Here is a 25,744-nt window from a genome sequence, read left to right as displayed (position 1 = left end):
AAGAATATCAAAACTACGTACCTTGATGCAATGACTACGTACTTTAATGCAATTTAAGGCTGTTTTTACGTACCTTGATGCAATGATTACGTACTTCAATGCAATTTTATTTTTTAAAAACGTCTGTAGCTACTATAAACAAAGGGATTGTTAAAAGTCAAAAAAACGCTAGAGTATTATAGATACTCTTAGAGTATCTTAGAGAGATAAATTCCCTTTTCAGTACATTTATCTTCTTTCAAAAAAATAAAAATTCCCGAAAAAACAGAAATATCCGAATCTTTAAAAAAACGCAATAAAACGCAAAAAGGATGCAATTCTACTTTCTGAAAAATCCGAAAAAGAAGATAAACTCAAATTTTCAAAACTATGTACTTCCGTGCAGAGACTATGTACTTGCGTGCAGATTTTAGCTGTTTTTATGTACTTCCGTGCAGAGATTATGTACTTGCGTGCAGGTTTTTTTTTAAAAAACGTCTGTAGCTACTATAAACAAAGGGATTGTTAAAAGTCAAAAAAACGCTAGAGTATTATAGATACTCTTAGAGTATCTTAGAGAGATAAATTCCCTTTTCAGTACATTTATCTTTTTTTAAAAACAGAAATTCCCGAAAAAACAGAAATATCCGAATCTTTAAAAAAAACGCAATAAAACGCAAAAAGGATGCAATTATACTTTCCGAAAAATCCGAAAAAGAAGATAAACTCAAATTTTCAAAACTATGTACTTCCGTGCAGATTTTAGCTGTTTTTATGTACTTCCGTGCAGAGACTATGTACTTGCGTGCAGATTTTAGCTGTTTTTATGTACTTCCGTGCAGAGATTATGTACTTGCATGCAGGTTTTTTTTTGAAAAACGTCTGTAGCTACTATAAACAAAGAGGTTTTTAAAAGTCAAAAAAACGCTAGAGTATTATAGATACTCTTAGAGTATCTTAGAGAGATAAATTCCCTTTTCAGTACATTTATCTTTTTTAAAAAACAGAAATTCCCGAAAAAACAGAAAAATCCGAATCTTTAAAAAAAACGCAATAAAACGCAAAAAGGATACAATTATACTTTCCGAAAAATCCGAAAAAACAGGAAAAAGAAGAATATCAAAACTACGTACCTTGATGCAATGACTACGTACTTTAATGCAATTTAAGGCTGTTTTTACGTACCTTGATGCAATGATTACGTACTTCAATGCAATTTTATTTTTTAAAAACGTCTGTAACTACTATAAACAAAGGGATTGTTAAAAGTCAAAAAAACGCTAGAGTATTATAGATACTCTTAGAGTATCTTAGAGAGATAAATTCCCTTTTCAGTACATTTATCTTCTTTCAAAAAAAACAGAAAAATCCGAAAAATGCAAAAAGGATTGTAATTAGCCGATTTAAGCACTTTTTATAATCTTTTAGATAAATTGTATTAAATCTTATAAATCTTTTAGTAGGTGTTAAGTTTATATGCTTACGTCTAAAGTAAAAAACATTTTAATCAGAATAAAACAGAAAAATCCGAATCTTTAAAAAACGCAATAAAGCGCAAAAGGGAAGCTGTTTTGTTTTATTAAACTCTTTAGAAAAAATAATTCTTAAAAAACAAAATAAACGATTTAAAAGCTTGTTAAAATGTTTTATTACTTATGTATATAAGTTTGTTAATAGTCCAATAAATCTCACTATAGTGTCTTTAAGAGTTAGTTAAGTAGTGTTTTAATTTAAAGAAAACAAATGTTATTAATTTTTATAAAAAAATGTATTAGATTATTATTTAATATTTTAAATTATATATCATTTTCTTTTCTTAATTTTATCTTATGAATAAGAAAAATTTAAGTGAAAGAGATATTTGTACAAAGTTTATAAATCCTGCTATTGAAAAAGCTGGTTGGAATATGAGAACACAAGTAAGAGAAGAAGTTTCTTTTACAGATGGACGTATCATTGTACAAGGTAAATTATATACAAGAGGTAGAAGGAAAAGAGCTGATTACATACTTTATTACAAGTCAAATATTCCGATTGCAATTATTGAAGCAAAAGATAATAAAAAAGCTATTGGACATGGAATGCAACAAGCTTTAGAATATTCTGAAATTTTACAAATTCCATTTGTATTTACTTCGAATGGAGATTCTTTTGTTTTTCATGATAAAACAAATACAGATGGAAATTTAGAAAAAGAATTAACATTAAATAATTTCCCTTCTCCAGAAACTTTATGGAATAAATATTTAAAATATAAAAATATTGATACTCCAAAATCAAAGGAAATTGTAGAAAAAGACTACTATGCAGATGATAGTGGTATGACTCCTAGATATTATCAACAAAATGCAGTTAATAGAACATTAGAAGCTGTTGCTAAAGGACAAGATAAAATTATCTTAGTTATGGCTACAGGTACAGGTAAAACTTATACTGCTTTTAATATTATCTGGCGTTTATGGAAAACAGGTGTTAAGAAACGTATTTTATTTTTAGCTGATAGAAATGCACTTTTGACACAAACAAAAAACGGTGATTTTTCTCCTTTTGGAAATGATATAATGCACATCATAAAAAACAGAAAAATTGATAAATCCTATCAAATATATTTTGCTTTATATCAGGGATTAACAAGTACTGATGAGGCTAAAAATGCGTATAAAGAGTTTAGTAAAGATTTTTTTGATCTAGTAGTTATTGATGAATGTCATAGAGGTTCGGCTTCAGAAGATTCTGCTTGGAGGGAAGTTTTAACCTACTTTGATTCGGCTACACAAATAGGTTTAACAGCAACCCCAAAAGAAACTAAAGAGGTTTCTAATATGGAATATTTTGGAGAACCAGTTTATACTTATTCTTTAAAACAAGGTATTTCTGATGGGTTTTTAGCTCCTTACAAAGTTATCAGAATTACAACAAATGTAGATGAAGGTTGGAGACCTACTGCTGGTTTAGTTGATAAATATGGAAATGAAGTAGAAGACCGTATTTATAATTTAAAAGATTATGATAGAAAATTAGCCATAGATGAGCGTACACAAATTGTAGCTAAGAGAATAACAGAATATTTAAAAGCTACAGATCGTTTTGCTAAAACTATTGTTTTTTGTGTAGATATAGATCATGCAAATAGAATGCGACAAGCATTAATTAATGAAAATGCAGATTTAGTAGCTAAACATTGGAACTATTGTGTAAAAATAACGGGTGATGATGAAGTAGGTAAAAAAGAATTAGATAATTTTACAGATGTTGAAGAGCGTTTTCCTGTTATTGCTACTACTTCTAAAATGCTAACTACAGGAATTGATACCAAAATGGTAAAAGTTATTGTATTAGAATCTAATATACAATCTGTAGGAGAATTTAAACAAATTATTGGTCGAGGAACTCGAATTAGAGAAGCAGAAGGAAAAGTCTATTTTACAATTATGGATTTTAGAAAAGCTACTAATATTTTTGCAAGACCAGATTTTGATGGTTCGCCTGTTCAAATTTATGAACCTGCAGTACATGAACCTATATTACCTCCAGATGAAATTATAGAACCTGATAATGAAAATACATTAGAGCCTGATGTATTTAAACCAACTACACCTGATGTAACTATTGATGGAGGAGATGAAAAAATCAAAAAATATTATATAAATAATATTCCTGTTTCGGTAGTAAATGAACGTGTACAGTATTACGGAAAAGATGGAAAATTAATTACAGAATCTTTAAAAGATTATTCAAGAAAAAATATAACAAAAGAATATGCTTCTTTAGATGATTTTATCCAAAAATGGACTGATTCTGAAAAAAAAGAAGAACTTATAAAGGAATTAGCCGAACATGGCGTTTTATTAGATATATTACGTGAAGATGTAGGATTAGATTTAGATGATTTCGATTTAATATGTCATATTGCTTTTGACCAACCTGCTTTAACAAGGAAAGAAAGAGCTAATAATGTACGTAAACGTAATTACTTTAATAAATATAGTGAAACAGCTCAAAAAATTTTAAACAGCTTATTAGATAAATACGAGCAAGAAGGTATTGTATCCATAGAACAAGGAGCAATACTTAAAGTAAAACCATTAAATCAAATGGGATCGCCAGTAGAATTAGTAAGAGCTTTTGGTAAAAGAAAAGACTTTGAAGAGGCGGTAAAACAATTAGAAAAAGAAATATACAATATTGCTTAATGGAACAAAGAATTGAAATTATAAATAATTGGAATCTTCAAAAAATTTTCAACCAATTAGAAAATGGTAATATGAAAATCCCCAGATTTCAACGTGGATATGTTTGGGAGAGAAGTAAAATAGTAAAATTACTTAATAGTATACAAAGTCAATATCCTATTGGATCATTTTTTATCTGGGAAGCAGGTAAAGAATATAAAAACTTTTGTCGTGAGATTAAAGACTTAAATTTACCTGAAAATCCAGAATCAAATTATTTTAGTTTTATTTTAGATGGACAACAACGTATTACTTCTCTTTATGTTGCTTTAAAAGGAAAAACAATAGGTAATACAGACTTTTCTTCAATTTGTTATAATCTTGAGAAAAAAATATTTCATATTCCACGTCTTAAAAATGAAAATCATAATATTCCTGCTTGGAAACTTTTTGACACATTAGAATATGGAAAAGTCCTAACTAAATATGTATTATATGATAATGAAAATGATACTAATTTTCATCAAACTTGGAGTAATTGTTATCGAACTTTTTCTGATTATCCTATAAGCATAATTAAAACTTTAAAAATGGAACTGGATGAAGTTGTTACCATTTTTGAAAGAATAAATCAAGGTGGTAAAAGGCTATCTCTATTCGATTTAGTTCACGCTAGTGCCTGGTCTCCTGATTTTGATTTAAGAGATAAGATAAAAACATTTAATTCAGAAATAAATGTAAAAGCTTTTGGAGGTGTAGAAAATGAAGTATTTATTCAATCTTTAGCATTAAATGCTTTTGGAGATTGTAAAAATAAAAATCAATTAAACTTAACCGCTGAAATATGTGATGAGTTTTGGGATAAAACAGCAGAAAGTATTCGGCTAACTTTAGATTTTGTAAAGATATTTGGCGTTCGTTTTATTAGTTATTTACCTTACAATGCTTTTCTTCCAATTTTACAGCATTATTTTTATAAATCTATAAAGAAAAGTGTTTTAGTAAATCATTTTCAGTTTATAGAAAATTGGTTTTGGACAGCTACTTTTTCTGCTCGTTTTTCAAGTTCTAGTTTAACTAAAATGAAAGATGATGCCGATTGGATAGGTAGGTTAGTGAACAATGAATTACAAGAAAATGTTTTTGGTGTTTCATTAACATTAAAAGAACTTGCTAAAGTTAATATGCAAACTAAATCTGTTATTAAAAATGGAGTTGTTTGTTTGATGGCTTTAGAAAACCCTAAAGATTTTGATAATAGTATTCCTGTAATGTTAGATAAATCTAATATTGCAAAATCTAATGGTAAAGAAAATCATCATTTCTTTCCATATTCTTTAAAAGATAAATTTGGAACAACAGCTAAAGGAATCAATTCATTACTTAATTTTGCACTAATATCTGGAAGATTAAATCGTGAAATTTCTAATAAATTACCATCAGAATATATTGCTGATTATACTTCTAAGAACTTGAATATAAAATCAGATTTAGAAAGCCATTTTATTTCAGTTGAAGCTATTAAAGCGGTAAAAAATAATGACTTTGATACATTTATATCAGAACGTGCAAAATCAATCATGCCTAAAATATTTGAAAAAATAAAGGTTGGTGAATTTTCAAAATCTGAAAAAGAATTAATTGAAGAAAATATATAATTTTAAGTTATCTAAAAAAAATAATGAGTAACATAACAACAAACATAAAAAGCATTCGTGATATAATGCGTAAAGACACTGGAGTAGATGGAGATGCACAACGTATTTCACAAATGGTCTGGATGCTTTTTATGAAAATATTTTCCGATAAAGAAGAAGAATGGGAAATAACACTTGATAATTATAAATCGCCAATTCCTGAGAACTTAAAATGGGAAAATTGGGCATCAGATGAAGAAGGATTAACAGGTGATGCTTTAATGGAATTTATAGAAAATGAGTTATTCCCTGCTTTAAAAGAGTTGGATATTACTATAAGTCCACAAGCAAGAATTATACGTTCTGTTTTTGATGATACCTATAATTTTATGAAAAATGGAACGCTTTTCCGTCAAGTAATAAATGTAATTAATGAGATAGATTTTAATAGCGATGACCGTCATTTATTTAATGATATTTATGAAACTATCTTAAAAGATTTACAATCGGCAGGTTCTTCAGGAGAGTATTATACACCAAGAGCTGTAACTCAGTTTATGGTAGATATGACAAATCCTCAATTAGGAGAAAGTATTTTAGATCCAGCTTGTGGTACTGGAGGTTTTTTAACGTGTAGTATTGATTATATTCGTAACCAAGTAGAAACGACTAAGGATAGAGATATACTACAAAAATCAATACGTGGTATCGAAAAAAAACCATTACCACATTTACTTTGTACTACTAATTTAATGCTACATGGTTTTGATTTACCAGCAGTACGTAGAGATAATTTATTAAGTAAACCCTATGCAGATTGGGGGGCAAAAGATAAATTAGATATTATTCTTTCCAATCCTCCTTTTGGTGGAGTCGAAGAAGATGGAACAGAAACAAATTTCCCTCAAAAATTTAGAACCAAAGAAACAGCCGATTTATTTTTAGCTTTAATTATCAAGTTATTAAAAGATAAAGGGCGTTGTGTTATTGTATTACCTGACGGAACACTGTTTGGTGAAGGTATGAAAACACGCTTAAAAGAAGAATTATTAGACAAATGTAATTTACATACTATTGTTCGTTTGCCAAATGGCGTATTTAATCCATATACGAGTATTAAAACGAATTTATTATTTTTTGAAAAAGGCACACAAACAAAAGAAGTTTGGTATTTTGAACATCCTTATCCTAATGGAGTAAAAAGCTATAATAAAACCAAACCAATCAATATAAAAGAGTTTGATTTAGAAAAATCTTGGTGGAATAATCGTGAAGATAAAAAATTCTCTAAAAATGCTTGGAAAGTTTCTATTGATGAAATAAAAAAACGTAATTATAACTTAGATATTAAAAATCCATATCAAGAAATAGATACTTTAGAAAGCCCTGAAATATTATTAGAAAAATTTAGAACTACTGAAAATAAAATTTCTACCATACAAAATGAAATTATAAACGTATTAACCGAAGCTTTAAAATAAATATGCAATTACTAAAACATTTTAAAGAACTTACGGTTAATCCTAAAAATGCCAAAGAATTAAAAGGATTGATTTTACAATTAGCAATTCAAGGAAAATTAACGGCTAATTGGAGAAAAGAAAATACGAATATTGAACCTGCTTCGGAATTATTGAAGAAAATAAGGAAAGAAAAACTTCAATTAATTAAAGAAAAAAAAGTTCGAAAAGGAAAATTAATTAATCGAATAAAAAAGGAAGAAAAATATTTAGAAATACCAGAAAAATGGGTTTGGATAAGATTAATTGAAGTAGGAAATATATTTAATGGAAATAGTGTAAATAAATCTACTAAAGCATTAAAGTACGAAGGTCTTAAAGATGGATTCTCTTATTTAGGAACTAAAGATATTAATTACGGTTTTGAAGATTTAAATTATGATAATGGAGTTAAAATACCATTTGATGAGCCTAGATTTAAAATTGCACATAAGAATACAGTATTAATATGCTCTGAAGGAGGTAGTGCTGGTAAAAAATGTGGTATTACAATAGAAGATATTTGTTTTGGTAATAAATTATACGCTTTAGAACAATATGGAAATATTGAAACTGTATATATATTATCAATTTATAAAACACCTATATTTTTTGAGCTTTTTCAAAGTAAAATGACAGGAATAATTGGTGGTATTTCTATAAATAATTTTGGAGAAATTCCAATTCCAATTCCACCACTAGAAGAACAAAAAGAAATTGTAAAAATAGTAGAAATGCTTTTTAAAGAAGTCGATAAATTAGAGCAATTAACGGTTTCACGTATTAGTTTAAAAGAAGATTTTGTAAGGTCTGCATTAAAAGAATTAACAAATAATAACACCAAAAAAGAGTGGGATTATTTACAAGAACATTTTAAAAGTTTTTTTAATGAAACTACTAATATTAAAAAGTTAAGAGAAACGGTTTTACAATTAGCCGTTCAAGGAAAATTAACGGCTGATTGGCGTGCTAATAATCCGAGTACAGAAGATGCAACTATTTTATTAAAACGTATTCAAAAAGAAAAAACGCAACTTATTGAAGATAAAAAGATAAAAAAAGAGAAAATATTACCTAAAATTACTAAAGAAGAAATTCCTTATGAATTGCCTAAAAGTTGGGTTTGGTGTAGGATGCAAGAAATTGGTTTGTTTGAAAGAGGTAAATCAAAACATCGTCCAAGAAATGATTTCAGATTATTTAGTGATGGTAAATATCCTTTTGTTCAAACAGGTGATGTCTCTAGTGCCAAAAAAAATGGAGGAATTGTTAATACTCATAAATCCCTATATAATGATTTTGGTTTAGCTCAAAGTCGAATGTGGAATAAAGGTACATTATGTATTACAATAGCTGCGAATATTGCTGAAACTGGTGTTTTAGGTTTCAATGCTTGTTTTCCAGATAGCGTTGTAGGATTTACAAATTTAGTGTCAGGAGAAACATCTAGATATGTTGAGTGTTTTATTACAATAATGAAATCAGATTTAGAAAAATATGCACCTTCAACAGCTCAAAAAAATATAAACTTGGGGATTTTATATGAATTAAAATTTCCACTCCCACCCCTAGAAGAACAAAAAGCCATCGTACAAAAAGTAAATGCTTTAATGTCTTTATGTGATAAATTAGAGCAAGAAGTACAACAAAGTGAAGTACATAGTACAGAATTAATGAAAAGTTGTTTAAAAGAGGTTTTTGTGGGGTAAAAAAATGAATAAAAAATAAAAAGTTAGTGAGTTAGAGAAATTGCTGAAGAATGCGTTTCAAGGTGTAGAATTTTGTGTAAATAAAATTTTATAAGCTTAACATTAAAAGCTGTTGAGAACAAGGTATTTTACAACTGCAAGAGATTATTGGATTAAGTTCTGATAAACCTTGTGTTACCTCTAAGACCATCGCCAAGATGATTAGAGATTGCCTGATAATTGTATTTACATTATTGTTTGATTTCATTGGAGACATTGATTTTAGATACAAATATAGATTAATTATTTATCGCCCAACTTGAATTGGGGCGGTTGTAAACTTAGGTTTTCAACCGAAAGAGCATGCATTTTTCAGGAGTTTAATAAACTCTAAAAGCAATGCTTCGTAGTTGATTTCTCTGCTCACTTTTTATCAAATGGAAAATAAAAAAGATTGGTTTAAATTAAAAAAATATCCTCACATAGATTTCCCACTAAAGGAAAAGGATAGACTTCTTTGGGTGGAAGAATATGTAACAAATCCAGCAGAAATAAAAAAGCATTCTTTTTTACCATTTATTCATAAAACATCAAAAAAAAGGAAATTCAGAAAAGAATATTCAGAAGATACAGGAAAAGTAATTAAAGACGCTAAAACAAACAAAGCTTTAAGAAAAGCTGATGTTAAAAATAGGGAATTATATTACGCTTCACATTTAGATTCTTTAATTTATGGCTATTATTCTGAAATATTATCTAAAAAATATGAAGATAAAATTAAAGAATATGATTTAGATGAAGTTATACTTGCGTATCGGTCTATTCCTATAAATTCAGAAGATAAAGAAGGTTCAAATAAATGTAATATTGATTTTGCAAATGATACTTTTAATTATATAAGAAAGTATCCAGAAGAAGAATTTTGTGTAATAGCTCTTGATATTAAAAGTTTTTTTGATGAGCTAAATCATAAAATTTTACGAGATATTTGGATGCAATTATTAAGTACAAAAGAAAATAAATTAACAAAATTACCACCAGACCATTTTAATGTCTATAAACATATTACAAGGTTTACTTATGTAGATATTGTTGATATATTTAACGAATTTCAAAGTAAGATATTTATTCAAAAAAGAGATTCTAAAGGACGTTTATTACCAAGAAAAAGAGCTAAAGTTTCTCAAATTAAATATTTAAAAAATCAAAATGCAGTAGCTTTTTGCACAAAAAAAGAATTTTATAAAAAGAAAAATAAATTAGTAAGAAATACCAAATTTATAAAAGAAGATAAATTAACAAAAAAAGATAAAAAGAAACGTTTACCTAAACAATATGGTATTCCACAAGGTTCACCAATAAGTTCTTTATTAGCGAACGCATATCTTTTAAATTTCGATAAAACAATTAATGATTTTATTAAAAAAGAAGGGATTTACAGAAGATATTCCGATGATATGGTAATTGTATGTCCTTTAGCTAAAAAGGATGAGATTCTTAATTTAGCGATGTCTGAAATAAAAAAAGTTAAATTAAAAATTCAGGAATCTAAAACACAGATATTTCATTTTAAAAATAAACAAGGAATACTTAGTTGCGGTCAAGAGTTTAAAAAAGAAATAAATCCGAATAAAAACTTTATTTATTTAGGTTTTGAATTTGATGGAGAAACTACTTTAGTACGTTCTGCAAGTATATCTTCTTTTTATAGGAAGATGAAAAAAACCGTTTGGCGTTCTAAACATTATGCTAAAAAAGGTAAAAATAAAGGACAGATTTTTAAAGGACGAATTTTAAAAAAATTCTCTTATAAAGGAGCAGATAGAAAAAGAAAATGGCTTTGGGATGAATCCATTCAAGGTTTTAAAAAATCTGATTCTTATGATTGGGGTAATTTTTTGTCGTATTCAAATAAAGCCTCAAAAGTAATGACTAAAAACAAAATTAAAAAGCAAACTAAAAAATCTTGGAATAAATTAATTAAAGAGATAAAACTTAAAAAATAATATCTTTTTATTGAAACTATTACTTTTATTGTTTATTCAGTAATTTCAATAATATTAAATTACTATGTTTATTATTTTTGATAATTGAAAGTTTTTATTGTAAAAATATAATACATAAAGTGCGATAAAAAGCACTTTTTAACTTTGAAATAAATTAAAAAGTGTATATTTACATTAAAAGAGCCATATAATGCACTTAATAGATATTATAAAAAATCGTAGAGAAAACTTAAATGTAACACAAGAAATGCTTGCTGATCTTTCTGGTGTTGGTTTACGTACGCTCAAACAGTTTGAAAGTGGCAAAGGAAATCCGACACTAGAAACACTAAATAAATTAGGTGATGCCTTAGGAGTTGAACTAACTTTTATCGTTAAAAATGTAAGTATTAAATAATGAGAGAAGCAAACGTATTATATAAAAAAGAAATTGCAGGAATATTAACGCAATTAGATACTGGTACTTTTATATTTAAATATTCTGATGAATGGTTTAACGATTCTAATAAACCAGGAATTAGTTTAACCTTACCCAAAACACAACAAGAATATTGTTCTGATTATTTATTTTCTTTTTTCTATAATATGTTACCAGAAGGCTCTAATAAACAAACTGTTTGTTATGAAAATAGAATAGATAGTAAAGATCATTTTGGAATATTAATTACTACAGCAAAACAAGATACTATTGGCGCTGTTACTATCAAAAAAATTGAATAACAATGATTTTATCAGAAATAACAAATTGCCCAAGTACACTTGCAAAAAATAATAATACCTACAGTAATACTGCTTTAAGACGTGTTTTTTATGGAAAAAAAGTAAGTCCTATTTTAAATTATGATTCGCCATCGAGTAATCAAAGTACAGATTTATTGTTTACAGATAACAGAAAAAGAATGTCTATTTCTGGTGTACAAGAAAAATTTTCTGTTTTATTAGATAAAAATAAATTACGTTTAATTCATGAAAATGAACAAGGTCAATATATTTTAAAACCAATACCAAATGTAGGTAAATATTCAAATGAAATGCCCGCAAACGAGCATTTAACAATGCAAATTGCCAGACAAATTTTTGATATTGAAACCGCAGAAAATGCGCTTATTTTCTTTAAAAATGGAGATCCTGCATATATTACAAAGCGTTTTGATATTAAAAAAGATGGTAGTAAATGGGCGCAAGAAGATTTTGCTTCATTATCGGAAAGAACACCCCAAACTCATGGTGAAGACTTTAAATATGTTGGTAATTATTTGGAACTTTTTACAATTTTAAAAAAATATACACCTGCTTATACTATCGAATCTATTAAATTATTTAAACTAATACTTTTTAATTACTTGTTTTCTAATGGCGATGCTCATTTTAAAAATTTCTCTTTAATAGAAACTCCTTTAGGAGATTTTAAATTAAGTCCAGCTTATGATTTATTAAATAGTAGAATCCATATAGATGATACTGATTTTGCCTTAGAAGATGGTTTATTACCTCCTAATTTAGCACAAGGAAAAATCACAACACAATTTTTTATTTTAGGAGAAAAAGCTGGCATCTCAAAAAAACAAATAGAAAAAGTATTTAATAATTTAACTTCAAAAAAAGAAGCAGTTTTATCTCTTATTGATGCTTCTTTTTTAAGTGAAAAATTAAAACGAAATTATACACAAGCATATCAAACAAGGCTTAAAAAATTATTGAGAGTGTAGTTATATATTTTACATAAAAAAAGCTCAAAAAACTAGTTTATAGAGTTTTGAGCTTTTTAAATATTTTTATTTCCAATTATATAAACCTTCTCTATTTATAAACTTTTTAAAGCAATAGTTTAGCTCAGAAAGTGCAGATTTCATACCTACAGAATTAATTTTAGAACTGTATTTATGAATACCTTTTGAATTATCAAAGAATCTACCTATTGGGTCAATCATTATGTAAGAGCCTTTCATATCATAATTACTTTCTTTAATATAAGACGAATCTTTATGTCTCTCTAAAAAATTATTAAATTCTGATTGAGTAATGATAAAATCATTTTTGAATTCATCATTTTGAATTTCAACAGGTAACGCTTGAAATATTTTCCATCTTAAAGGTTTTACTTGGTTAATAAAGTCTGTAAGATTTTCATTTTTATTATAATTTGATACAACAGTATTTATTTTTAGCTTGAAACCAAGATCTTTTATTAGATTAATTAATTCAATATATGTATCTCTAGTAAAACCATTTTTTTTATTGAATCTACCTGATTTAATATTGGTATCTAAATCAACACTATCTATACTGATAGCTATCCAATCTAAATATTTTTTATTTTTATTTAACCATTCATAATTAAGCATACTTCCATTTGTAACAATAGAAGTTGTCATTCCTCCTTTTTTAGCTATTTTTAATAATTCAGATAAATCTTTACATAAAGTTGGTTCTCCTCCAGAAAATGTTATTTTTTCAAATCCATAATCTACAATTTTTTGAACTACTTGTTTAGCTTCTTCTGTTTTAAGGTTGTTTTTTTTAACATCATTAAACGTTCCAAAACAAAATTTACATTTATAATTACAAGCTTTCCATAAGTGATAATTTACTACTGGAATAACGCTATTATCTACTAACTTACTCATTTTTTTTGTGTTTTAAAGTTTAGCGATTAGCTTACACAAGTATTTATAAGTAATGTTATTTTAGGTATTTATAATTTTTGTCAAACTCTGATAATTCAATGTTTTCAATAGTATTTGCTTTTTCTGTTTCTTGATGTTTCCAAACCTTATTTTCTTTTATTACAGATATTATATCATTAGGCGTACATTCTTTTGAATCTTCCCACAAGTTAGAATCTTCTTTTTTTACATCTGATAAATTACTTTCTTTACCGAAAAGTTTACCCATTGGTATATCAGATCCAAAATCTAAAATAGCATTTTCACTTTTTGAGACTAACATATTATAAAGGTCATTTTTAAGAATAATTAATAATTCGAAAAGACTAATTTTAATATGTTCATTATTAAATATCAAATTGTCAGATTGGTAAATGTTAGAAATAATTATCGTTATTATTTTTAGATCTTCTTTTTTACAATTTATATTTAATTCTTCGATAGCGTTTATTTCTTCAAAATTATCTAGAATATAATTTTTAGCTTTAGATAACTGCTCTGATGCTTTTGAGTTAAACTTTAAAGTCTCATATTTTGAGGTCTTCATCATATCTTCTTCGACATAAGTTGACTTTAATTCACAGATAAACAAAGTATTATTCTTAAAAGCTAAAACATCAATTTCTCCTCTTAATCTATCACTTTTATAGCAATAACTAGAGATAGAATTAAATTTTACTTTCTTGAAAGTATTAGATATGTATTTCTCTTTTTTAGCTGATTGAATTTTGTGATTTATTAATTTATCAGCTACTATTTTTTCATGTAAAATAATTTCCCACCTTCTATCTCTAAGAAAACTTGAAAGCCAAACATACTGATTTCCAATCTTGATAAAAGGTCTTTTTATTATATCTATTTTAAACCTTCTATTTGAACTTAAATCTGTTGTAAGAAAATTTATTATTGTTTCAATTTCAGTTTTAGACCAATTAAAATATTCTTGACATTTTTCAATGAAATCATCTTCCTTATAACTAACAATATAATCTGAATCAAATAAATTTATAAAATCACTTGGTAGCTTTCTTTTTAATCCCATAATGCGACCTTGAGGCATAAATAATTTAGAGAACGTTTTTAAAAATAATAATACTTTTTCTAAATTAATTTCAGATTTACTATGTCTATCATTTATTACAAGAGGTATTTTTAAAAACTTAAAATACTCAATAGATGTAAACATACTAAGTTTAAACTCCTTTTCCCAAAGAGTAGGTAATTCTTTTATATCTTTTAATGCTTGAGTTCTTTTAGTTATTTCATTTCCGAAATACGTTTCGTCATAACTACCTCTTTCTAATGTTTTCCTATATAAACTATAATTTTTATTAGTGCTTAATTCTGCTTCTAGGTCATCTATTAATTCAAAGTTAGCTAATCCAGTTAAGTATTTATTTATTTGATATTCATTATCATGTTTTGCAAATAGAAATTCGACAAGTTCTCGAAATTTCTTTTTCTGATCACTAATTTTTTCTTTAGGTATTAACAAAGGATTATTAAAAGACTCCATAGGACGAATAACAGGAAGCTCCTGTTCTGTCTGGAATTTAAATATTTCATTACTATATTTGTTTTTTATTTCTATCTTTTTATTTAAATCCGATTCCTTTTTTAAATTTAATATCGTATTTAAAATTGAAATTAAAACAGATTCGTAACTGATAATAATAGCTCTGTTTCCAACAGTTTTTTTAGAATAACGTTTAAACTGTTCAAAATAAGAAATTGTTTGAATTAAAATATCTTCGTAATCAATATCATCTATATAACCTATAAATTTATCAGATTCTAAATTCCAATAATTACGGTTATTTTTTATATATTTTAACTCCTTATAAAATTGTTTAAACTCTGATTCTTTTTGAAATACTAAAAAACTATCCCAATGATTTTTTTTAGTAAAACTTTCCGTAAGCTTAATAATTTGTTTTAAAGTAGATTTTTTATTAGAGTTTATTAATAACTTTAAAAAATCATTATTTACATTTTCTTCTTTAGAAAAATAACCAAATAAAAAATCATCTAAGAAAGATTCTTTAATAAATTCACTGAACCATTTTGTAGGTAAGGTAGATTGCCAAAACAAATCACAATATTTATTTTTCCTTTCAGAAAAAGAATAACAATTTGTTGATTTTACGTATGACAATACTTTAGAAAAAATTTCTTTTTCTAAATCTTGTAATTCTGATTTTAATGTATTTTTATTCATTACTTAAAATTTAAAGTTTACCAAAAAGGTTATTCTAAGTATTGAATAATGCAAATATAGATTAAAATTTATTAAACTATATATAAAGAGCCTATTTAAATTTTAGTCAAAAAAAATTTATAGCCGAAAAAATAAGTTCAATTTAACAAGAAGTTGATTTAATATTTTAAAAACAGCTACTATCTTGTTATTTCAATTTCGATTCTAATTTATTTTTCCAAAGATTAAATTCTTCTTTTTGTTTTGATTTTGAATGATTTATAACGCTAAATTTAGCATTAGTTTCAAGTTCGTTTTTCTTAACTTGTTTTCTATATTTTTGCCTACCAATTTGTTTTATTGTATTAATATTAATTTCAGATTCTTCTATAATAAGACTGATAGGTATTGTTTTTTTGAAAGTCCAAAGATATGTTGCATGAGAATTAAGAAGTTCCCAGCAAATATGATTATTTTCTTTTCCTTCAATAAAAAATATAAATCTAAAAAGAGGTTTTAATGTAAATCTTATTTTTTCAATTTGATTGTGTTTTTTACTAGCTAAATAAATTAATTGTTTTTTATTCCGTGGACTTTTTAATTCCAGAATTAAGTTTATTAGATCTTCTTCAGTTTCCTTAAATATATTGATTGAATTATCTACTTTTGATAAAATTTCATCTGCGGTAAATGTGTTTTTTTCATTTTCAATATCATCTATTAAATCAATCGTTTTTAAAATTCTTTGTTCTTTAATTGAATCTATAATTTGATTATTAATTGCTTCAATTTCTTTAGAAGAACTACTTACACTTAATATCTCTTGATTTTTTATTTCAATTTTAGTTGATATATTAAATATTCCATTATCAAAATGATTAGAAAAGTATTTTTTTATATAATCATATTCTGGTAATATATTTTCGTTATAAATTTTAATTTCGATTGTAGAAATTAAGTTATCAAATTTTTTTTTGAAGGAAACATATCCTAAATGAAACGTTGAATTTTTAAAACATTCATAAAACTCAAAATCAATAATTTGAATTTTATCTTCTATTGGAGTTAATAAAGGTTTAACTTCTTTTAGTTTGATTAGATTAACTCCTATTGTTTTTGGTTCGGAAAAATCTATTGATTCTAGATAATGAGAGGGTTCTGTTTTTTCAGAATAGTTATTCAAACCTTTTTCAAAAGCTTCTGGTATTTTTTCAGGTAAATTATTTTTATAGCTACTCAGAAGTTTTTCTAATTTACTCCATTCTAATTCTTTAAATGCTATTTTTTCTATCTTTTTTTTTGATTTTTGATTATTAAAATCATGAAAATCTGTTGGCTTGTAATCAATAATTTTAACATCTAAAGATTTTAATTGTTTATTAAAATTTGAAATTTCAACTTTTAAATAAATATCTAAATGATATTTAAAACTCAAACTATTTTCAGGAAAATTTGTTTGTCGTAATTCAATAAAATCATTATTTGTAAAGTAAATATTATTTTTTGATATTTTCAGGAATCTTTCATTCATAGTGAGTTTTATTTTTAAAGAATTTAGCTGATGTTTTATTAACTCATAATTATTTTTTTATCGTATTTTTGAGTAAATATTACGAAGTAATTTTTTCTCTTCTTCTTTTTCGGTTAATAACCCTTTTAAAACTATATACCCAAGTTCTTTAACCTGTTCTAAATTCTTTCCTTGTTTGACTTTTATAAAATCTTTAAAATCAAACCATTTTTCTCCTTTATTTTTTAATAAAATCTGAAAAGAATAATAATTACCTTTTCCATAAATTCTAATTTGACTGTGAGAATGTATCGTAAATAAATAGGTGTTTCCTTTTTTAGTTAAACCTTCCTTCCAAATAGATTTATTAATAAAATCACTTATTTTTCTAAATATTTTCAAAACTTCACCACTTAAAAACTGGTCTTCTCTTGTCAAATATTCAATACAAGTACTTCCAACAATTTTTTCTCCCCATTTTGGATGATACGTTATATGCTCATATCTAATTTCTGTTCCACAATCTTTCCTTTCACAAACCCCATATAAACCACCCAAATCTCCAATTGAAATTAATGTCCATCCTGTATCAGGTTCTAATAATCCGTGTTCTCTTGAATGACAACCTTTACAAAGAGTTATGCAATCACTTAAAGGATAATCCCACGGCTCAAAATTTGGCTTATAAGTTTTATGATGAGTTTGTAAAATAACTTCAGATTCAGTTCTTCCACATTTCAGACATTTATTTCCATCTCTTAATTTTACTTTTGCAGAAAAAATAATCCATTTATTATTTTGATATGATTTTTTATAATTTTTCATTTTATATAAAATAGATATATAAATAATAATTTTTTTTTGAATTAAAAAAGACATTAACATAAGATAAAAAACAACATTTATATAAAAAAATGATACTACTAATATATAAAAATAATTGATAAATAGTATATTTTAATTTCACGTAAAGTACTTTATGTAAATAAGATAAAATATTACCTTAGGTTATATTTAATGATTTTTTTATTTTAATGTTTACTTAGTAATTAAAATAACACAAGTAATTAATGTAATCTAAATAATATTAGTATATTCGTTATACTAAAAAACAATTACTATATTATGTATTTAGCAATTAAACAGACTCAAGACATAGTTAAAGTACCATCTAAAGAAATCATAAAATTAGTCAATGATTTTATAGAATCTCAAGATATAAAGCAAAGCTCTAAAAAATTATATAGACGAACTTTAAAACAATATTTTAATTGGGTTACTGCTAAAAACTATTTACTTTCAGAAATAGCCAGACCGCAAATAATAGAATATAAAGAAAATTTACTAAGCTCAGGAATGAGTAATTTAACGGTAGGTTCTTACATAACATCTGTTAGGCGTTTTTACGAATGGACAGAAGCTAATAAATATTATCCTAATATTACTAAAGGAATTAAAACTCCTAAAAGAAAATCGCAATTTAAAAAACAAGCATTACTTCCATCACAAGCTACAGCTTTACTTAATTATTATAAAGATAAAAATCTAAGAAATTACGCCATAATTAATTTACTGTTAAGAACTGGATTAAGAACAATAGAAGTAATTAGAGCTAATATCGAAGATATCATATTTAAAGGTTCTCAAAGAGTCCTACTTGTACATGGAAAAGGCAGAGATGAAAAAGATAATTTTGTTATTCTTACTGATAAAACTTACAAACCTATAGAAGCTTATTTAAAAAATAGAGGTAACATAAAAAAATTAGCACCTTTATTTACTTCTACTTCTAATAATTCTAAAGGAAATAGATTAACCACAAGAACAATAAGTTATATAGCTAAAGAAGGATTAAAAGAAATCGGTTTAGATTCTAAAAATTTTACAGCACACAGTCTTAGACATACTACAGCAATTAATATTTTAAAAGCTGGAGGTTCTATAGAAATGGCGCAATTTACACTTAGACATACAAATCCTGCAACTACTCAAATTTATACAGCTACTTTAAATGAAGAACGAAGATTAGAGAATAGTGGCGAAGCTTTAATCGATAATTTATATTAAATTTAAACCCAAAATAATATTGATAATTTAAGATTATTAAATAACTATAGTAATTCAAGTAAACACAATAATATGAGTAATATAAATAACTGGCTTCAATATGAACTTTACCCTAATTTATTTGAGGTAATAGATATTGCTTTACCAGAACACAATTTCAAAAAGTATAGTGGAGGCTGGAAAAGTAAAACCTATTTAAACGGTTCTGCTCATAAAAATAGAGAAGATAAAACAGTCATCACTAAAAAAGCTATAAGTTGTATTTTAGAACAAGGAGGTGATGTTTTAAATATTGTGAATTATGTTATTCAAAGAGATAAAGTCGAATTTATAGAGGCTGTTAAAACTTTAGCCGATGTAGCAAACTTAAAATTACCTAAAAATACTGATTTCAATCAAGATAACTACAAAAATTTTAAAGATACAGCCAACATATTAGAAGACTGTAACAGCTATTTTATTTACTGTTTAGAAAATAATAATCCAGATGAAATTAAAACTTATTTAACTTCAAGAGGCTATTCTAAAGATGATATAAAATCGATGGAACTGGGATATATTCCTTCACAAAATCAACTTTATAAATATCTAACAGAAACTAAAAATCATCCTAAAATATTAGTAGATGAAATTATCAAATTAAATAAAGGAATAGGTGATACTCATCAACTTACAATTCCTTACAGAAGTGGAAGTACTATAAAAGGCTTCAAATTTAGAACCACAGGAACAGCCACTCCAAAATATTTAAACTCTACAGGATTAGATAGATTAGGCGGTTTTTTTAATCTATTAGCAGTAAAAGGAAACAAAGATATAATAATAGTAGAAGGAGAATTAGACAGTTTAAGTGCTACATCAAAAGGAATTGAAAATGTAGTGGCTACAGGAGGTAGCAATATATCTTCCGAACAAGTAAAAGACGCTATTAAAAGAGGTGCTAAAAGTTTTACTTTATGTTTCGATAAAGAAATAAGTAAAAAACAAGAAACATCAAAAAGAATAAATTCAGCTATTGATATTCTTTTAAAAGAAGGTGTTCATAAAATTTATATAGTAGATTTACCTGCTTTAGAAGGAGAAAAAACAGATCCTGACAGATTAATAAAAGAAGCTGGAATCGATAATTTTAAAAATGCCATAATAGAAGCTTTACCTTATTATGAGTATAAATTACATGAAATTTTCAGTAAATATAGTGCTATTGAAGATAAAAGAGCTTTAACTCCAAAAGATGTAGATAATCTTCTTGAAGATGTTCTAAATACTTCTTTAATTATTAAAAATCCTATAGATAAAGATAGATATAAAAAGCTTTTTACCTCCTTAGATCCTATCAAAGAAATAGGAATAACAGCAGAAAGTTTAACAATTACAATCGATAAATTAACAGCTAATAGAGATAAAGAAAATCAAAATAAAGAATTAAAAAAATTACTTACTGAAGCTAAATTTTTACAAGATAAAGGAGACACAAATAAGGCGCTCGAATTAATAGATAAAAAAGTAAAAGAAGTAAAACTTCAAGATAAAACGACAGAATTTAGTAATCTACTAAGTGCTATTACAGAAGATGAAATAAGAAATAATTTAGCCAATAAACCAGAAAGTTTAAATTCAGGTTATATAATAGGTAAAGAACAATTGCTTTTGCCTTCAGGAGCTATTAGTATTTTATGTGCGCCTACTTCACATGGTAAAACTACTTTTTTAATAAATATGGCTATAAATGTAGCTAAGAATTATCAAAATAAAGAGGTTCATTTTTTCAGTTATGAAGAAGATAGAGATAGTATTTTAATCAATGCTTTAAATACTTATTTAGATGATGAAATAAGTCTTAATAATAGAAAAACCTTAAAAAGTTATTTTACTACTGGTTCTACAGAATATATAAAATCAGAAGCAGTCAATTATTTTAAAGAAAAAAAAGATGCTTTTTTTAAAAATCTGATATCTACTAAAAGACTAAATATTCATTATAGTAATTATAATTCTGAAACACTTATAGAATCGATAAGATACCTTCATAAAAACACAAATATAGGAGCTGTTTTTATTGATTATATACAACTTTTAAATCTACCTTCAGGAAAACATAAAACCTATTCGAGACAAGAAGAAATTAAAGCTATCTGTGTAGCGCTAAAAGATGTAGCTGTAGAAACAGGATTACCTATAATTTTAGGAGCGCAATTCAACAGAAATGTAACGAACTGTTTACACTTACATCCAACTAAAATAGGAGAAGCTGGAGACATAGAAAGAATCGCAAATTTAATAGTCGCTTTTTGGAATAACAATCATAAATCTACAGGAAGTGATGGAGAACTAAATGAAATATCTAAAAAAAATCTAAATAAAAAAGATACTTTTTATACTGAAATACTAAAGCAAAGAGGTGGAAAAGTAGGGTTAACAGAACTACTAGAATATAATGGTAATAAAGCAACTATTAAAAATAATACTGAAATAGTTGAATCATTTTAGTAACATAAAAAAACAAAGTAACTAAAGTAAACACAATAATATTGATAAACTAAATAATATGGGTAAAGTAATTAGTATCAGTAACCACAAAGGAGGTGTAGGAAAAACCACGTCTAGTATTAATATAGGAGCTGGATTAGTCAATCTTAAAAAGAAAGTTTTACTAATCGATTTAGATCCACAAGCAAACCTAAGCCAAAGTTTAGGAGTATTAGAGCCTGAATTAAATATATACGGAGCTTTAAGAGGTGATTATGAATTACAACCAATCGAAATAATTAAAGGACTATATTTAATTCCTTCTACTTTAGATTTATCTGGAGCAGAAGTAGAAATGAGCGGAGAACCAGGAAGAGAATATATTTTAAAAGAATTGATTGATCCTATTAAAGATAATTATGATTTTATTATAATCGATAGTCCTCCTTCTTTAGGGTTATTAACTATAAATAGTTTTACCGCTTCGGATGAAATATTAATCCCTTTACAAGCTCAATATTTAGCATTACAAGGATTAACTAAATTACTAGAAGTAGTCGATAAAATTAAAAAAAGATTAAATAAAGGACTAAAAGTAGGAGGGGTATTTATAACGCAATACGATAAAAGAAAAGTATTAAATAGAGATGTTGCATCAACTATAGATATACATTTTAAAGATTCCGTATTTAAAACGAAAATAAGAGATAATATCGCTTTAGCTGAAGCACCCGCTCAAGGATTAGATATCTTTAGATATAATCCTAAAAGTTACGGAGCTGAGGATTATCTAAAATTAAGTAAAGAAATATTAAAACTAAGTAAACATTAATTACTTAATAATATTAATAAACAATACTTATTTAATAATATAAATAAACATTAAATTTGCAAATATGAGCAAAAAGAATTTTACAGGAGGGTTAAACTCTCTATTAGGAGATAGTGAAAAACGAAAAGTAGGAAGACCTAAAACTTCTACTAAAGAAATTACTAAAAGTTCTCAAAAAGGAACGAAAGAAAAAGAAACTAGAGCTACTTTTATAGTCAATGAAGATTTACTAGAAAAATTAAAAGCAATAGCTTATTGGGATAGAAAACTAATAAAAGATGTGGTGAATAATGCTCTAAAAGAAAGCATTGATAAGTACGAAAAAAAGAATGGAGATATTGAATTGATACCTAAAAAATAGATTATTAATATAAATAATAAGCTATTTTTTAAAAGGTTTAATCAGTAATAAATATTAATCTACTTCTGTAAACTTTACATTACAGAAGTAAAATAGACATTAAATTATATGGATAATAATGTAATAATAAGAAATAGAAAATATAAAGAATATTTAAATAAAATTGAAACTGTATATCAAGAAAATAAAAATTGGGATATAGTAATAACCAGTATTATTGATTTTGAATTTGAATTTGATTTAAATTCAGACCAAGCTCAAGAAGTTTTAATAGATTATATAGAAAGTATTTATAATATCAAAATAAAAGACGCTGACCAACTTCAAAAAATAACAAGTATAACAACTAAAACACTGAAAGAATTAGAAGTTATTATTTTAAACTCTAAGTACACTAAATATTATAGTAGTATAGAATTAGCTGTAGAAAATGGAGCTACTTACCCTGAACTTTTAAAAATAATGCCTAAAGAATATGGGCTACCAGATAAATGGAATAAAAAATTAAGCTCTAATCAATATACTACTATTATCATGGTTTTATCATTATCTTATCTTATGGATGATACAGTTGGTATATCTATGACACCAAGTATCAGAGATATATCAGAAAAAATTAAAGCGCCCTATTCTGCTTTAATGGATGCTTATATTTTTATTAATAATTATGATTAATAGAATTAAATAACTAGAATACATATAAAAATGACTAAAAAAAATATTGATAAAATACTAGCTACAGGAACTCCTTTAAAAAAAATATTACTGATACATGAAGATATAGCTAGAAGAAAATATGCTAAAGAAAAATTATTAACTAATCAAGAATTTGAAGAACTATCTAATAGTTTTGTAAAGGATAAAGATATAGACTTATGGAATAAATTTAAAAAAACAGAATATGCTGTATCAAGTGCGTTAATGAACTTACAAGGCTGTTTATTTGAAGTTAAAATGCATTATTCAAACCTTAGAGGGTATCTTTTAAATTGGAATACTATAGAACACACAGAACTATTGGTAAATTCTATATTACATGAAATTAAAGATCCTATAGAGCGTAAAAAAATAGCAGAAAATGGAACTCAATACACAAATATTTTATTTGCAAAAAAAAAGGTAGATAAAGAAGGTTATATAAATCTAGAAATAGATTTTGAAAAAGGTTATAGTAATAATATGGATCAATATAGTCTTTTATCTGTTATGAATAATGTAAAAAAAGATGTTATTAAATCAGTTGTAAAATGGCTAAGTTGGGAAAAAGCTCTTTATGCTTATATAAATAAGCAAGGTTTTAATATTAAAATTTATAAAGATAAAATACAGGAAATTAGAGATGAAATAGATACTCCTATAATCCCATGGCTTAAATATTATGGAGAAACTGAAAATGAAGTAGTACTAAACCCGAACATACAAGAGTTATTGAAAAAATATGCTATTTGTCCTAAAATAGAAGAATTAGAAATAAATAAAAAAGAATATGATTTTTTTAAAAATATAATTTTAGAAGATGAATAATAAAAACTTGCCAACACTACCAGGAATAGGAAAAGATGCAGAATATAGAGGATTACCTAATATAGAAAAATCGATAGATTTAAAAAAAGAAAGAAATTTTAAACGTTCTGGACATGTTACAGACCAATTCTTGAAATATAATTACAAAAATAATCAAACTTCTATTTTTGATATTCTAAAACCAGCTACCAAGCAAAAAATAGAAATAACAGGGATAAAAAGATCAGAAGTAGCAGAAGGAATTAAATTAACACCAGCAGAAATTAAAGTAGTAGATGCTCTTTCTAAATTGCTTCATCATAGTAGCCAAAATTTAAATCCTAATGAAAAAGATTACTATATAGGAAATTTAGAACCGAAGTTAGTACAATACGGAGAAGATAGAGTGATAGCTCCTCAAATATTAATAACCTTATATCAGTTAACTAAAGAATATAAAGGACAAAATACAGTAAGTGGAAAAGATGTGGATAATGTATTTAATATATTACTTGATATTTCTAAAAAACCATTTTTAATTAGATATAAAGAAGAACGTTTAAAAGAAAAAAAAGCCAAAACTATTATAGAATTAGAGATGTTTGAGCCGATTATAAGACTTCCAAATCTAAAAATAAGAGAATATAATAAAGAAGGAATAGAAATTAGTAAAATAGAGAAGACCCTAATAGTTTTACACCCTATTTTTATAAGACAAATAGATACTAAATTTATAATCTATCCAAACGATATAAATAGAAGAACTATAATAGCTTATGGTTCTCATAAAATATCAAAAATAACTTTAACTCTTAGAGAATATTTGATAAAACACTTATCTATTAAAAATTATACTCCAGAAATTATGCTAGATAGACTTTATTACCTACTAGCCGAAAACTATATGAAACAATATAGAAAAAGTAAAGTAAAAAAAGATACAGAAAAAGCTATAGATACAATGATAAAATTAGGATTATTAGAAAGTTTTGAAATAGAAACAGCTAAAACTACAGGAGAACCTAAAATTATATTTAAAATAAATAAAAACTTTGAATAGGAATCAATTCCCGAAAAAACAGAAATATCCGAATCTTTAAAAAACGCAATAAAGCGCAAAAAAGATGCAATTATACTTTCCGAAAAATCCGAAAAAAT

The 25,744-nt window shown here is 25.7% G+C and carries 19 protein-coding genes; 15 read left to right on the top strand and 4 right to left on the bottom strand.

What is annotated here, in order from left to right:
- The first annotated feature begins 1,808 nt into the window (after positions 1-1,808).
- From hsdR to AB0T67_RS12245, 8 genes are all read left to right on the top strand, one after another.
- A complete protein-coding gene (gene hsdR / locus AB0T67_RS12280) occupies positions 1,809-4,172 on the top strand; it encodes an EcoAI/FtnUII family type I restriction enzme subunit R (RefSeq protein WP_369220559.1) in 2,364 nt (787 codons plus the stop codon).
- Complete coding sequence (locus tag AB0T67_RS12275; protein ID WP_369220558.1) at positions 4,172-5,809, top strand: DUF262 domain-containing protein; 1,638 nt, start codon at positions 4,172-4,174, stop codon at positions 5,807-5,809. The genes hsdR and AB0T67_RS12275 overlap by 1 nt, the downstream gene beginning before the upstream one ends.
- A 23-nt stretch (positions 5,810-5,832) precedes the next feature.
- The gene (locus tag AB0T67_RS12270; protein ID WP_369220557.1) at positions 5,833-7,269 is read left to right on the top strand and encodes an N-6 DNA methylase; all 1,437 of its coding nucleotides are present in this window, start codon (positions 5,833-5,835) and stop codon (positions 7,267-7,269) included.
- A 2-nt stretch (positions 7,270-7,271) separates the two neighbouring features.
- On the top strand, positions 7,272-8,996 hold the full coding sequence (locus AB0T67_RS12265; RefSeq protein WP_369220556.1) for a restriction endonuclease subunit S: 1,725 nt from the start codon (positions 7,272-7,274) through the stop codon (positions 8,994-8,996).
- Positions 8,997-9,412: 416 nt separating this feature from the next.
- The gene (locus AB0T67_RS12260) at positions 9,413-10,981 is read left to right on the top strand and encodes a reverse transcriptase domain-containing protein (protein WP_369220555.1); all 1,569 of its coding nucleotides are present in this window, start codon (positions 9,413-9,415) and stop codon (positions 10,979-10,981) included.
- A gap of 190 nt (positions 10,982-11,171) precedes the next feature.
- Entirely contained in the window at positions 11,172-11,378 is a 207-nt protein-coding gene (locus AB0T67_RS12255; RefSeq protein WP_214984084.1) for a helix-turn-helix domain-containing protein, read from the top strand.
- Positions 11,378-11,701, top strand: coding sequence for a HipA N-terminal domain-containing protein (locus tag AB0T67_RS12250; protein ID WP_369220554.1), 324 nt, complete (start codon positions 11,378-11,380; stop codon positions 11,699-11,701). Before AB0T67_RS12255 ends, AB0T67_RS12250 begins: the two co-directional genes overlap by 1 nt.
- Before the next feature lie 2 nt (positions 11,702-11,703).
- Positions 11,704-12,690, top strand: a complete 987-nt coding sequence (locus AB0T67_RS12245) for a type II toxin-antitoxin system HipA family toxin (protein ID WP_369220553.1) — start codon at positions 11,704-11,706, stop codon at positions 12,688-12,690.
- Positions 12,691-12,756: 66 nt separating this feature from the next.
- Here AB0T67_RS12245 and AB0T67_RS12240 read toward each other — a convergent pair whose 3' ends face one another.
- The 4 genes from AB0T67_RS12240 to AB0T67_RS12225 all read right to left on the bottom strand — a co-directional run bounded on the left by AB0T67_RS12240 (position 12,757) and on the right by AB0T67_RS12225 (position 18,179).
- Positions 12,757-13,608 carry a viperin family antiviral radical SAM protein gene (locus AB0T67_RS12240; RefSeq protein WP_369220552.1) on the bottom strand — a complete coding sequence of 284 codons (852 nt, stop codon included), beginning with the start codon at positions 13,606-13,608 and terminating at the stop codon, positions 12,757-12,759.
- Between the two features lie 55 nt (positions 13,609-13,663).
- Positions 13,664-15,865, bottom strand: a complete 2,202-nt coding sequence (locus tag AB0T67_RS12235; protein WP_369220551.1) for a hypothetical protein — start codon at positions 15,863-15,865, stop codon at positions 13,664-13,666.
- A gap of 187 nt (positions 15,866-16,052) precedes the next feature.
- On the bottom strand, positions 16,053-17,375 hold the full coding sequence (locus AB0T67_RS12230) for a hypothetical protein (protein WP_369220550.1): 1,323 nt from the start codon (positions 17,373-17,375) through the stop codon (positions 16,053-16,055).
- 57 nt (positions 17,376-17,432) lie between these two features.
- Positions 17,433-18,179: an HNH endonuclease gene (locus AB0T67_RS12225; protein ID WP_369220549.1), complete on the bottom strand. Its 747-nt coding sequence runs from the start codon at positions 18,177-18,179 to the stop codon at positions 17,433-17,435.
- A gap of 300 nt (positions 18,180-18,479) precedes the next feature.
- Between AB0T67_RS12225 and AB0T67_RS12220 the strand changes: the two genes are divergently transcribed.
- From AB0T67_RS12220 to AB0T67_RS12190, 7 genes are all read left to right on the top strand, one after another.
- Positions 18,480-19,421, top strand: a complete 942-nt coding sequence (locus AB0T67_RS12220) for a tyrosine-type recombinase/integrase (protein WP_369220548.1) — start codon at positions 18,480-18,482, stop codon at positions 19,419-19,421.
- Between the two features lie 72 nt (positions 19,422-19,493).
- On the top strand, positions 19,494-21,911 hold the full coding sequence (locus AB0T67_RS12215) for a DnaB-like helicase C-terminal domain-containing protein (RefSeq protein ID WP_369220547.1): 2,418 nt from the start codon (positions 19,494-19,496) through the stop codon (positions 21,909-21,911).
- Between the two features lie 58 nt (positions 21,912-21,969).
- Entirely contained in the window at positions 21,970-22,722 is a 753-nt protein-coding gene (locus AB0T67_RS12210) for a ParA family protein (RefSeq protein WP_369220546.1), read from the top strand.
- A gap of 64 nt (positions 22,723-22,786) precedes the next feature.
- Positions 22,787-23,083: a hypothetical protein gene (locus AB0T67_RS12205; RefSeq protein ID WP_214984094.1), complete on the top strand. Its 297-nt coding sequence runs from the start codon at positions 22,787-22,789 to the stop codon at positions 23,081-23,083.
- Positions 23,084-23,191: 108 nt separating this feature from the next.
- The gene (locus tag AB0T67_RS12200) at positions 23,192-23,758 is read left to right on the top strand and encodes a hypothetical protein (RefSeq protein ID WP_369220545.1); all 567 of its coding nucleotides are present in this window, start codon (positions 23,192-23,194) and stop codon (positions 23,756-23,758) included.
- Positions 23,759-23,788: 30 nt separating this feature from the next.
- Positions 23,789-24,607, top strand: a complete 819-nt coding sequence (locus tag AB0T67_RS12195) for a hypothetical protein (protein ID WP_369220544.1) — start codon at positions 23,789-23,791, stop codon at positions 24,605-24,607.
- Positions 24,600-25,646 (top strand): hypothetical protein, encoded by a 1,047-nt coding sequence (locus AB0T67_RS12190; RefSeq protein WP_369220543.1) that lies wholly within the window; start codon positions 24,600-24,602, stop codon positions 25,644-25,646. The genes AB0T67_RS12195 and AB0T67_RS12190 overlap by 8 nt, the downstream gene beginning before the upstream one ends.
- The last annotated feature ends 98 nt before the right edge of the window (positions 25,647-25,744 follow it).

This window comes from Tenacibaculum salmonis (assembly GCF_041053065.1).
GTDB lineage: Bacteria > Bacteroidota > Bacteroidia > Flavobacteriales > Flavobacteriaceae > Polaribacter > Polaribacter pacificus_A.
This window is presented reverse-complemented; position numbering and strand designations above follow the sequence as displayed.